The organism is Arthrobacter sp. RCC_34, from assembly GCF_041360795.1.
Lineage (GTDB): Bacteria > Actinomycetota > Actinomycetes > Actinomycetales > Micrococcaceae > Arthrobacter_E.
Genome location: NZ_JBFUPW010000003.1, coordinates 506,676 through 518,007, shown reverse-complemented (window position 1 = coordinate 518,007; position 11,332 = coordinate 506,676). Strand labels below are relative to the sequence as shown.

Here is an 11,332-nt window from a genome sequence, read left to right as displayed (position 1 = left end):
GGCCGTGTCCCTCAGCTGAGGGACACGGCCGGTCCTGTGTCACGCCTGCGGTCGGCGCCGGTCAGTGGTGACCGGCGCCTTCCGTCCTGCGCATCATGGCGGAGAGCACGACGGCGAACACCGCCACGCCGGCCGCCGTCAGGAAGGCGATCCGCGTGCCGTCCAGGAGATCGCCGTGCAGGGCGGTCCCCGCCGCGAACAGTGCCACGAGCAGCGCGGTTCCGGCCGCGCCGGCCACCTGCTGGAGCGTGCCCAGAATGGCGGAGCCGTGCGAGTACAGCTGCGGCGGCAGCGGATTCAGACCGTTGGTGAACGCCGGGGTGAACAGCAGCGCCAACGAGAAGTTGAGCACCGTCTGGATCACCGTGACGTACCAGATCGGCGTCGACGCGTTCATCATGGCGAACTGCCACAGGCACAGCACCATGAGGGCCGAGCCGGTCACCGTGAGCGGCCGGGGTCCGATCTTGTCGTACATCCGGCCGATGAAGGGACCGGAGAGTCCCATCGCCAGGCCACCGGGCAGCATCACCAGACCGGTCACCAGGGGCTCCGCGCCCAGCACCTTCTGCAGGAACAGCGGGAGCAGGATCACGGTGCCGAACAGGGCGACCATCGCCACCACCAGGAGCAGCACGGAGACCGTGAACATCCGGTGGTTGAACGCCCGGAGGTCCAGGAGCGGTGCGCCGGTCCGCTGGAGGACCAGCTGGCGCCAGACGAAGAGGCCCAGGGAGACCACGCCCACGGCCAGTGCCACGACGGCGCCGGTGCTGGGGCCCGCCTGACCACCGTGGCCGCCGCCGATCTGGCTCAGACCGTAGACCACGCCACCGAAGGCGGGGATCGTCAGGAGGACGGAGAGCATGTCCAGACGCTGCCGGCCCGGTTCGCCCACGTTCACCAGGTACTTCGCCCCGACCAGCAGCGCCACGACGGCCACCGGCAGCACGAAGATGAACATGAACCGCCACTCGAAGTGCTCCAGGATCAGACCGGACACGGTCGGACCCAGCGCCGGCGCCACCGACATCGCGATGGTGATGTTGCCCATCACCATGCCGCGCTTGTTCATCGGGACCAGGGTCAGGATGGTGGTCATGAGCAGCGGCATCATGATGGCCGTGCCGGTGGCCTGCACCACGCGGCCCAGCAGCAGCACCCCGAAGCCCGGGGCGATCGCGGCGATCACGGTGCCGAGGGTGAACAGCCCCATCGCCAGGAAGAACGCCTTGCGTGTGGTCAGCCGTTCCAGGATGAAACCGGTGGTCGGGATGACGACGGCCATGGTCAGCATGAAGCCGGTGGAGAGCCACTGGACCGTGCTCTCGGAGACGTCCAGCGCGGTCATGAGGCGCGGCAGGGCCACGTTCATGATGGTCTCGTTCAGGAAGACCGTGAACGTGGAGACCAGGAGGACGCTGATGATCACGACGACTTCGCGGGAGAGCTTCTCCGGCGCACCCGCCTCGGGTGCGGTCAGGGTGGCCTCGGGCGGCGAGTCGTACGCGGCGGGCGCGTCGAGCGGCCCGCCGGAGGGGTTCTTGATATCGGAGGTCATGTCACGTCCTTGCGAGTGAATCAAAGGGGAGCGAGATGCCGCCGGACCGCCGGCGTCGGGGAACGACGGACTGCGGGACCGGCAACGGTGGTTTCCCGGTGGGAAAGCGATGTCAGGGCGGACCTGAAACGGGAGCTCTTCCGAGCGGGAGGGATAGCGGAAACGGCGATCAGGGCACGGCGAAGCCGAGCCACGGAAGCCGGCACACCGCATGGCGCACTCCGAGCATTTCCAGGGAGTCCCTGACAGAGGACTCCGGGAGGAAGGCTGGGTCTCGCCTAGGCAGAAAGCGGTGTGTTATCGATCAGACGCACAGAACCAAGCTTAGCCGCAATGATGGCCAGAGCGTCACCCCTGAACGGGGTGAATTTGCAGTTCTCCGCCAGGGGCTCGAGCGTGCGCGGGTCCACCACCTCGAAGTAATCGAGTTCGACGCCGGGCGCGGAACGCACCAGGTCAGCGGCGGACTCGAGGTCGAGGGGCTCGTGGGCGGCGGCCCGGGTCTCCAGGAGCCGCAGCGCCCGCGAGAGCACCAGAGCGGATTCACGCTGCTCGGGCGAGAGGAAACGGTTCCGGGAGGACAGCGCCAGCCCGTCAGCGTCCCGCACGATCGGCACGGGCACGATCCGCACGTCGAAATCGAGATCGGCGACCATCTGCCGCACCAGGGCGAGCTGCTGCGCGTCCTTCTGGCCGAAGTACGCGCGATTCACCGGCACGGGGGCGTTCGCCAGGTGCAGGAGCTTCGACACCACGGTGAGCGCGCCGTCGAAGTGTCCGGGGCGCGAGGCGCCCTCCCACTTGCCGCCGAGCGGGCCCGCCGTCACCCGGACGCCCGGCTCGCCCAGCGGATACATCTCCTCCACCTCGGGGGCGAAGACGAGCTGCACGCCGGCCTCCTCCAGCAGGGCGAGGTCGGCGTCGAGAGTGCGCGGGTAGCGCTCCAGGTCCACCGCCTCGCCGAACTGCAGCGGGTTCACGAAGATGCTGACGAGGGCGAGGTCGTTCTCCCGGGCAGCCTGCCGCGCGAGGGTGGCATGACCCTGGTGGAGGGCGCCCATGGTGGGCACGAACCCGGCCGAGGTGGCCCCCGACGCCGCCGCCTCCGCCAGGCGGGCACGGAGTGCGGCCTTGGTGGTGACCAGTTCGATGCTCATGAGGACCTCTTTTTCAGCCTGCTCCGGCGCGGGGCCGGATCAGGGACGTGATGTGCTGCGGGCTCCCTCAGCCCAGGACATCACCCAGCGCCGTGGCCTGGTCCGCCCGGAGGCGATCCTGGCGGACGGCGCGCTGAAGAGTGGCACGGGCCATGGAGAGATAGGAATCCAGGATATCGTCGCCCGGAGCCCCCGGCTGATCGTCCCCTCGGCCCGGGGCGTTCCGGAGCAGGCGGTCTCGGCCGGTCAGCGCCTCGCGGTGGGAGGCCACGGTGCCGGCGTCGCCGCGCGAGACCGGCCCGGTGAGCGCGGACTCCCCGGAGACGAGGGCGTTGTCCAGGGAGGCGCGGAGCAGCGGACCGAGCAGGCGCTCCGGGTCGGCGACGCCGATCTCCCGCAGCACCTGCGCCGCCTGGGACGCCAGGGTGACGAGGTGATTGGAGCCATGGGCAAGCGCCGCGTGATACAGCACGCGCTGCTCCTCCGGGATGACCACGGGTTCGCCGCCCATTTCGATCACGAGCGCCTGGGCGATCGGGAGCATGGCCGGATCGGCGCTCACCCCGAAGACACAGTCCTGGAGGCGGCCGAGATCCAGGCTGAGACCGGAGAACGCCATGGCCGGGTGGATGGCCAGCGGGATGGCGCCGGCCGCCCGGACCGGATCCAGCACGCCGACGCCGAAGCGGCCGGACGTGTGCGCCACGAGCTGGCCGGGACGCCACGCCCCGAGCGAGGCGAGGCCCGAGACCAGCTCGCCGAGCACGTCGTCCGGGACGGCCAGGAGCACCAGATCACTCCCGGCGACGATCTCGCCGGGCTCCAGCACCGGGACGCCCGGGAGCAGGTTCTCGGCCCGTTCCCGGCTGGCCTCGGACACGGCCGCCACCCCGGAGACCTGATGTTCCGCCGAGCGCAGGGCGGCTCCGAGCACCGCGCCGACCTTCCCGGCGCCGATCACTCCGACGCGCAGGCGTCCGGCGCGCGAACTGCCGCCTCCGGCGCCCGACGACGCCGGGCCGTTCGACGTCGGGCCGTTCACCGGCTCAGGCATACTCACCCTCAGTCCCCTTGCCCTTGCCACTGTCCGCGCCGCCGTCGTCCTCCGGAGGGATGCGGCAGAAGCGCTCCACGATCAGTCCCACCACCAGCATGACCACCCCGCCGCCGGCCATGACGGCGGCCGTGATGACATGGTCCACGGCGCTGGAGTACTGCAGGAACTGCAGCTGCTCCAGCAGGATGCCCACATGCCAGCCGAACAGCACGGTCCCCGCGTACGCCCCGGCCTGCGCCAGGATGAGCGTCCGGGCGGCCAGGATCGGGTCCAGCTGCTTCTTGACCTTGGCGGTCTTCCAGCGGTGCACCCGCCAGCCCAGCAGGAACGTCAGCAGCGCGATCGCGAGCATGCTGAACACCGCGGCGAGCGGGAGCAGCGGCACCGGCAGGCCGTACCGCTGCACGATCATCGAGACCAGGAGGCCCACCACCAGGAAGACGAGAGCCAGCCCGGCGAGCTGGACGGGTCGCATCAGGCGCATGATCAGTACTCGTCGTACTCGTCGACGTCGGGGTAATCCGCCGCGGCCAGGGCCAGTTCGCGCACCGGGGCGCCGTTCAGGGTGGCCTCGGGATCCATGGCGGCCCACGGGACCAGGACGAACGCGCGCTCGGCGGCCCGCGGATGAGGCAGGGTCAGGACGGGATCGTCGCTCTGGACGTCGCCGAAGACGATCATGTCGACATCCAGCGTGCGCGGCCCCCAGCGGACCTCGCGCACCCGGTGATGCATCTGCTCCACGGCCTGGCAGTGGGCCAGGAGGTCCAGCGGTTCAAGCTCGGTGTCGACCGCCAGGACCATGTTCAGGTAGTCGGGCTGGTCTTCGGGACCGCCCACGGCCTTGGTCTGGATGACCGGCGAGATGTCCACCAGGTGCACCGCCGGGTGATTCACCAGATCGGCGACGGCGGCGGACAGGGTGCCCTGACGCTCGCCGAGGTTGCTTCCGAGGGCCAGGATGGCTCGGGTGCGGCTCATGCGGAACCTCCTTCGAGTCCGGGGAAATCGGCACGGGAACGGGACACCACGACGGCGACGTCCCCGAACGGCACCTCGATGGGCGCCTTGGGCTTATGCACCGTGACCTCGACGGACTCCACGTCGAAGCCCTCCAGGACGGCGCGGGCGATCAGGACGGCCAGTTTCTCGATGAGGTTCACGGCCGGTCCCTCGATCACGGCCGTCACGGCTTCGGCCACGAGCCCGTAGTGAGCCGTGTCCTCGACGTCGTCGGTCTCGGCCGCACGGCGGAAGTCCCGGTGCATCACCAGGTCCACCACGAACGGCTGGCCCTCACGGCGCTCGAAGTCGAAGACCCCGTGGTAGCCGGTGGCGGTCACGCCACGGAGTTCGATCCGGTCGAGCGTGCGGACGCCGCCGGTCTCCCCCGCGCTCATGAGGTTCACGCCGCCCAGCGCGCGGCGACCTTGACCGCGTCCAGGTTCGGGCCGACGTCGTGCACGCGGACGGCCCAGGCGCCCTTCCCGGCGGAGAGAGCGGTGATGGCCAGCGTGGCGGCGTCGCGCTCCACAGGAGCGGCGGCCTTGCCGGCCGAGGTGAGCAGCTCACCGAGGAAGCGCTTACGGGACGCGCCCACCAGGACGCGGTGGCCCAGGTCCTGGAGCCGGCCCAGGCCGCGGAGGAGCTCCCAGTTCTGCTCGCCCTGTTTGGCGAAGCCGAGGCCGGGGTCGAGGATGAGGCGTTCATCGGCGTGGCCGGCGTTCCGGAAGCGGGCGCGCAGCTCCTCGAGCTCGGCGACCACCTCGGACACGACGTCCGAGTAGTCGGCCAGGGAGTCCATGGTCTGCGAGTCACCCCGGGAATGGGTGAGGATGTACGGCACGCGGCGGGAGGCCACGAGCTGGATCATCTCGTCGCTGACCCGCTGGCCGGAGACGTCGTTGACGATGGAGGCGCCCACGTCCAGCGCGGCCGCGGCCGTGGAGGCATTGACCGTGTCGATGCTGACCAGGGCCCCGGCCTTCACGAGCGCCGCGACCACGGGGAGCACGCGGCGCTGCTCCTCCTCGGGGCTGACAGCTTCCGCGCCCGGACGGGTGGATTCACCCCCGACGTCGAGGATGTCGGCACCGCCGTAGAACATGCGGAGCCCGTGCGCGATCGCGGAGTCCGCGCTCGTGTGCTGGCCTCCGTCGCTGAAGGAATCCGGCGTCACGTTCAGCACACCCATGACCAGCGTGCGGTCGTGGGGGAGGTCTTCGAATCGGGCTGCTGCTTTGGCTTTCCGGATCACGGGCAAAGGATTGGTGGCCGGGCCGGTTCCCGGTGCTGCGGCAAGCGAGTCCATAGGGTATTACCTTCCGAGTATCAGGCTCATGGCTTCAGCTCGTGTGGCTGGGTCGTGCAGCTGCCCGCGGACCGCGCTGGTGACGGTCTTGGCGCCGGGCTTGCGGATGCCCCGCATCGACATGCACATGTGTTCGCATTCCACGACGGCGATGGCGCCGCGCGGCTTGAGGTGGGTCACGAGGGCTTCCACGATCTGCGTGGTGAGCCGTTCCTGCACCTGCGGCCTGCGGGCGATGATGTCCACGAGGCGCGCCAGCTTGCTCAGTCCCGTCACCATGCCGTCGTGCGAGGGGATGTACCCCACATGCGCGACGCCGTGGAACGGGACCAGGTGGTGCTCACAGGTCGAGTAGAACGGGATGTCCTTGACCAGCACGAGTTCCTCGTGGTCCAGGTCGAACATGGTCTGGAGGACCGAACCCGGGTCCTGGTGGATGCCCGAGAACATCTCGGCGTAGGCACGCGCCACCCGGGCGGGGGTGTCGGCCAGGCCGGAGCGGTCCGGGTCCTCCCCCACGGCGATCAGGATCTCCCGGACCGCCGCCTCGATGCGCGGCAGGTCCATGGGGCCGTCCGCTGAGGCGGCGTCCGAGGCAGTGCTGGGGACGTCGTCGTCGATGTGAGTCACCTAAGCATCCTAGCCGTCCGGCTCAGAGACCCTGCGGGCCTTCGGGCTGTCCGTCATCTTCGATCACATGCGGTGCGGAGTCCGACTCGGCCGGGGCCGGGACCTGCTGGGCGGCCAGCTGGGCCTTTTCGCGGCTGGACTGCACCGGCGCGATGTGCTGCACCGGGCGGGACTCCTTGGAGAGCCAGATCGGACGCTGCACGGGCTTGCGCACGCCCGCGGTCAGACGCTCCACATCGGCCTGGTTGATGGTCTCCTTCTCGAGGAGCTCCAGCGCCATGGCGTCCAGGATGTCCCGGTTCTCGGTCAGCACCGAGTACGCCTCGTCGTGGGCGTCGTCCAGGAGCCTGCGCACCTCTTCGTCGACCAGGGCCGCGAGTTCGTTGGAGATGGTGACTCCGCTGTCGTCGCCGCCGCGGCCGGCGCCCATGACGTTGGAGACGCCGCCGGCCACCTTGATGGCGCCGACCTTCTCGCTCATGCCGAGCTCGGTGACCATGCGGCGGGCCGTGGTCGTGGCCTGCTCGATGTCGTTGGAGGCGCCCGTGGTGGGGTCGTGGAACACGATCTCCTCGGCCACGCGGCCGCCCATGGCCCAGGCCATGCGGTCCAGGAGCTCGTTGCGGGTGTAGCCCTGCGGATCGTCGTCCGGGACCACCAGCGTGTAGCCGCCGGCACGGCCGCGCGGCAGGATGGTCACCTTGGTGACGGGAGGGGCGTTGTGCAGGGCCGCGGCCACCAGGGCGTGGCCGCCTTCGTGGTACGCGGTGATCTTGCGGTCGTGTTCCTTCTGGGTGCGGCTGCGGCGCTGCGGGCCGCCCATCACGCGGTCCACGCCCTCGTCCAGGGCGCGGTCGTCGATCAGGTCCGCGTTGGAGCGGGCCGTGAGCAGCGCGGCCTCGTTCAGCACGTTGGCCAGGTCGGCGCCGGTGTAGCCCGGGGTCTTCTTGGCGACGGCGTTGAGGTCGACGCCGGGTGCCAACGGCTTGCCCTTGGCGTGCACCTTGAGGATGTCCTCGCGGCCCTTGCGGTCCGGAGCGTCCACCGGGATCTGGCGGTCGAAGCGGCCGGGACGCAGCAGGGCGGGGTCCAGGATGTCGGGGCGGTTGGTCGCCGCGATCATGATGACGTTGGTCTTGGCGTCGAAGCCGTCCATCTCCACGAGCATCTGGTTGAGCGTCTGCTCGCGCTCGTCATTGCCGCCGCCGATGCCGACGCCACGGTGACGGCCGACGGCGTCGATCTCGTCCACGAAGATGATGGCCGGGCTGTTGGCCTTGGCCTGCTCGAACAGGTCGCGGACACGCGAGGCGCCCACGCCGACGAACATCTCGACGAAGTCGGAGCCCGAGATGGAGAAGAAGGGGACCCCGGCCTCGCCTGCGACGGCGCGGGCCAGCAGGGTCTTACCGGTGCCGGGAGGGCCGTAGAGCAGCACGCCCTTCGGGATCTTGGCGCCCAGGGCCTGGAACTTGCCGGGCTCGCGCAGGAACTCCTTGATCTCGTGGAGCTCCTCCACCGCCTCATCGGCGCCGGCGACGTCCGCGAAGGTCACCTGCGGCATGTCCTTGCTGAGCATCTTGGCCCGGGACTTGCCGAACTGCATGACCTTGGAGCCACCGCCCTGCATCCGGGACATGAGGAACCAGAAGAGGAGGACGAGCAGCAGCACAGGCAGCAGCAAGGACAGCAGACCGGAGAACCAGTTGCTCTCGACCGGCTGGTCCTGGAAGCCCTTGGACGGCTTGGCGTCGTTCACCGCGGTGACGACGTCCTTGGCCCGGGCGTCCACGTACTTGAAGTAGACGTCCTTGCCCTTGTCCTGGCCGTCGACGCTGAGGGGATCCTTGAGGGTGAGGCTCACCCGGTTCTCGCCGTCGATGATCTTGGCCTGGTCCACCTTGCCCGACTGCGACAGCAGCTCGAGACCCTTGTTGGTGTCGATCTGCGCGGGTCCACCCGGCGCGAAGGTGGCGAAGGCGAGGAGCATGATGGCCACCGCGACGGCGATCCAGATCCAGGGACCCTTGGCGATATTTTTGAGTTTCATCTACCGGGGCGTGTGCCCCATCCCTCCTGCGAATGCTTGGCCCGAGCACGGCGCTGGACCCAGTTCTCTGGAATCTAGCTTTACACCGTCTCCACCATCAGACGCACATCGGATGCGAAAAGTTCCCTCAGGGCGAAAGTCGGGCGCCTCCTGGTACCGGCGTGCGGCGGGCGCCGTCAGCTCAGGCGGTCCACCTCCAGCGATTCCAGGACCGCGCCCGCGCCGCCTGCCAGCGACGCCCCCACCTGGCCCTCACCGCGGAACACCAGATCCGTCAGGGCCACGAGGCCGTCCTGGGCGAAGATCTCCACCGAACCACGGTCCAGGATGATGTCGAGCCGCAGAACCCCGTCGGGCAGGGCGACGCGGACCCGTTCCACGGACGCGAACTTCTCGTGGAAGGTGACGTCGCCGCTGTTCCGGCGGTCCAGGCTCAGCACCCCCTCCTCCGGCGAATAGCGGACGACGGCGGCCCGCTCGCCGTCGTCGAACAGCCGGAGGGTGAGCGGGGCGGCGCCCGGCCGGACCGCCAGGCGGATGCGCTGCGCCGCGTCGTCGGGGAAGTCCGCCAACGCGAAGGGTTCGCCCGGTTCGAGAGCGACGTCGCGGGCCTCCTGAACACGCCGCCCCGCACCGGGCTCGGGAAGGATCGGCCGCTGAGCGAGCCGCAGGCCGTCCGGTGTAGACACCAGGGTGGCCCGCCGGGCGAGCGTCATCCCGGAGCGCCATGGGTCCGTGGGCGTCTGGACGGCGTAGTCCCAGTTGCTCATCCACCCGATCAGCACACGGCCCCCACCGGGAGCGCTGTCGAAGGAGACGGTCGCGTAGCAGTCGCGCCCGTGATCCAGCCAGAGACAGTCCGCGAGGAGTCGCGCCGGGGACGCGTCCTTGGCGGGGCCGTCCGCGTCGACCGGCCCCTCGGCCAGGAGCGAACCGGGGTCGGCGGTGAAACGCACGCCGTCGAAGTCGCCCACGAAGTATTGGCCGCCGGAGCCTCCCGCCACGCCACCGGGGTTCAGGTTCACGAGGAGGACCCACTTCCCCCGGCCCGGCCGCTCGGGATCCGGCAGCGGGAAGAGGTCGGGGCACTCCCAGACGCCGCCGATGGCGTTGGCGGGACCGAAGTCGCTCAGGAACTCCCAGGTCCGGAGGTCGTCCGAGCGGTAGAAGACCACCTTCTTCTCGAGCGCCTCGACCGCCACGAGGAGCCAGAAGTCACCGGCCGGGTCCTGGCAGCGGATGACCTTGGGGTCGCGGAAGTTGCTGGAAGCCCGGTCCAGCACGGGGTTGCCGGCGAACTTGGTCCAGGTGAAGCCGCCGTCGAGGCTGTAGGCGAGTGACTGCGCCTGCCGCCCGGCCAGAGGGTGGGGCGCCTCGTAGGCGCTCGTGTAGATCGCGACCAGGGGCGGCCGCTCAGCGGCGCCGAGGCCGCTCGTGTTCCGCGCGTCGAACACGGCGCTGCCGGAGAAGATGGCTTCGCCGTCTTCGCAAGGAATGGCGACGGCGTGCTCGTCCCAGTGCACCAGATCGACGGACGTGGCGTGCCCCCAGGACATATTGCCCCAGACGTTCCCGAACGGGTTGTTCTGGTAGTAGAGGTGGTAGAGCCCGTGGTGGAAGATCAGGCCGTTGGGATCGTTGAGCCAGGTCTTCTCAGCCGTGTAGTGCAGGACGGGCCGGTCCTCCGGCGTCGCCCTAACACGTGTTAGGTCCAGGATGTCGAGATCAGCGCAAGGGTTGTGGGGCATGGAGACATTAAACGGCATCCGGCTCTGGAACGGTAGCCGGACGTGCGGGGCGTGGACGGGCATTCCCGGTGCCCGAATATCGTTCCGGTGCGGCAATTGCGGCACCGGAACGATATTCGGGCACCGGAATCGGCGAACCGCGCCTCACTGAGCCCCGCCTCCGCCCGGACTCCGGACAGCACGGAACCCCGCCCGGAACACCACCTGCTGAGTCAGCACGGGTGGCGTCCGGACGGGGTTCCGGAAGGCTGTGTCTACTCGTAGACGTGCGGGGCCAGGCTGCCCACGAAGTCCAGGTTGCGGTACTTCTCGGCGTAGTCGAGGCCGTAGCCCACCACGAACTCGTTGGGGATGTCCTTGCCGACGTACTTGACGTCGATCTCGACCTTGGCGGCGTCCGGCTTGCGCAGCATGGTGCAGATCTCCACGCTCGCGGGGCCGCGGGATTCCAGGTTGGCCTTGAGCCAGGACAGGGTCAGACCGGAATCGATGATGTCCTCGACGATCAGGACATGCTTGCCCAGCAGGTCCGTCTCGAGGTCCTTGATGATGCGGACGACGCCGGAGGACTGCGTGCCGGAGCCGTAGGACGACACGGCCATCCAGTCCATGGTCACGTGGCTGTGCAGCGCCCTCGCCAGGTCCGCCATGACCATGACGGCGCCCTTCAGCACGCCCACGATCAGCAGATCGCGGCCTTCGTAATCCTTGTCGATCTGAGCGGCGAGTTCCGCGATGCGCTGCTGGATCTCCTCCTTGGTCAGAAGAATTTCCTTGAGATCTGCCTGGACGTCCTGCGAATCCACCCTGACTCCTGT

Annotated in this window: 11 protein-coding genes; all 11 read right to left on the bottom strand. The window is 69.2% G+C overall.

The annotated features are described in order from the left end of the window. Positions 1–61: 61 nt before the first annotated feature. Complete coding sequence (locus AB6732_RS14105) at positions 62–1,561, bottom strand: MDR family MFS transporter (protein WP_370960539.1); 1,500 nt, start codon at positions 1,559–1,561, stop codon at positions 62–64. 278 nt (positions 1,562–1,839) lie between these two features. Continuing rightward, positions 1,840–2,718: a pantoate--beta-alanine ligase gene (gene panC / locus AB6732_RS14100; RefSeq protein WP_370960538.1), complete on the bottom strand. Its 879-nt coding sequence runs from the start codon at positions 2,716–2,718 to the stop codon at positions 1,840–1,842. 67 nt (positions 2,719–2,785) lie between these two features. Then, positions 2,786–3,772, bottom strand: coding sequence for a Rossmann-like and DUF2520 domain-containing protein (locus AB6732_RS14095; RefSeq protein WP_370960590.1), 987 nt, complete (start codon positions 3,770–3,772; stop codon positions 2,786–2,788). Next, a complete protein-coding gene (locus AB6732_RS14090; RefSeq protein ID WP_370960537.1) occupies positions 3,765–4,250 on the bottom strand; it encodes a DUF3180 domain-containing protein in 486 nt (161 codons plus the stop codon). The genes AB6732_RS14095 and AB6732_RS14090 overlap by 8 nt, the downstream gene beginning before the upstream one ends. Before the next feature lie 11 nt (positions 4,251–4,261). After that, positions 4,262–4,756 carry a 2-amino-4-hydroxy-6-hydroxymethyldihydropteridine diphosphokinase gene (gene folK / locus AB6732_RS14085; RefSeq protein ID WP_370960536.1) on the bottom strand — a complete coding sequence of 165 codons (495 nt, stop codon included), beginning with the start codon at positions 4,754–4,756 and terminating at the stop codon, positions 4,262–4,264. Beyond that, positions 4,753–5,175, bottom strand: a complete 423-nt coding sequence (gene folB / locus AB6732_RS14080) for a dihydroneopterin aldolase (RefSeq protein ID WP_244907360.1) — start codon at positions 5,173–5,175, stop codon at positions 4,753–4,755. The genes folK and folB overlap by 4 nt, the downstream gene beginning before the upstream one ends. A gap of 5 nt (positions 5,176–5,180) precedes the next feature. Further along, positions 5,181–6,086, bottom strand: coding sequence for a dihydropteroate synthase (folP, locus tag AB6732_RS14075; RefSeq protein WP_370960535.1), 906 nt, complete (start codon positions 6,084–6,086; stop codon positions 5,181–5,183). Between the two features lie 6 nt (positions 6,087–6,092). After that, complete coding sequence (gene folE, locus AB6732_RS14070) at positions 6,093–6,716, bottom strand: GTP cyclohydrolase I FolE (RefSeq protein ID WP_370960534.1); 624 nt, start codon at positions 6,714–6,716, stop codon at positions 6,093–6,095. 22 nt (positions 6,717–6,738) lie between these two features. After that, positions 6,739–8,766 (bottom strand): ATP-dependent zinc metalloprotease FtsH, encoded by a 2,028-nt coding sequence (gene ftsH / locus AB6732_RS14065; RefSeq protein ID WP_370960533.1) that lies wholly within the window; start codon positions 8,764–8,766, stop codon positions 6,739–6,741. A 176-nt stretch (positions 8,767–8,942) separates the two neighbouring features. Further along, complete coding sequence (locus AB6732_RS14060; RefSeq protein ID WP_370960532.1) at positions 8,943–10,514, bottom strand: glycoside hydrolase family 32 protein; 1,572 nt, start codon at positions 10,512–10,514, stop codon at positions 8,943–8,945. A gap of 254 nt (positions 10,515–10,768) precedes the next feature. Then, positions 10,769–11,320, bottom strand: a complete 552-nt coding sequence (gene hpt, locus AB6732_RS14055) for a hypoxanthine phosphoribosyltransferase (RefSeq protein ID WP_370960531.1) — start codon at positions 11,318–11,320, stop codon at positions 10,769–10,771. Between the last annotated feature and the right edge of the window lie 12 nt (positions 11,321–11,332).

Bases quoted from the DNA above. Each gene is read 5' to 3' on its own strand.
- ftsH (WP_370960533.1), bottom strand. From the start codon at position 8,766: ATGAAACTCAAAAATATCGCCAAGGGTCCCTGGATCTGGATCGCCGTC.
- AB6732_RS14090 (WP_370960537.1), bottom strand. From the start codon at position 4,250: ATGCGACCCGTCCAGCTCGCCGGGCTGGCTCTCGTCTTCCTGGTGGTG.
- folK (WP_370960536.1), bottom strand. From the start codon at position 4,756: ATGAGCCGCACCCGAGCCATCCTGGCCCTCGGAAGCAACCTCGGCGAG.
- AB6732_RS14095 (WP_370960590.1), bottom strand. From the start codon at position 3,772: ATGCCTGAGCCGGTGAACGGCCCGACGTCGAACGGCCCGGCGTCGTCG.
- folP (WP_370960535.1), bottom strand. From the start codon at position 6,086: ATGGACTCGCTTGCCGCAGCACCGGGAACCGGCCCGGCCACCAATCCT.
- AB6732_RS14060 (WP_370960532.1), bottom strand. From the start codon at position 10,514: ATGCCCCACAACCCTTGCGCTGATCTCGACATCCTGGACCTAACACGT.
- folB (WP_244907360.1), bottom strand. From the start codon at position 5,175: ATGAGCGCGGGGGAGACCGGCGGCGTCCGCACGCTCGACCGGATCGAA.
- panC (WP_370960538.1), bottom strand. From the start codon at position 2,718: ATGAGCATCGAACTGGTCACCACCAAGGCCGCACTCCGTGCCCGCCTG.
- AB6732_RS14105 (WP_370960539.1), bottom strand. From the start codon at position 1,561: ATGACCTCCGATATCAAGAACCCCTCCGGCGGGCCGCTCGACGCGCCC.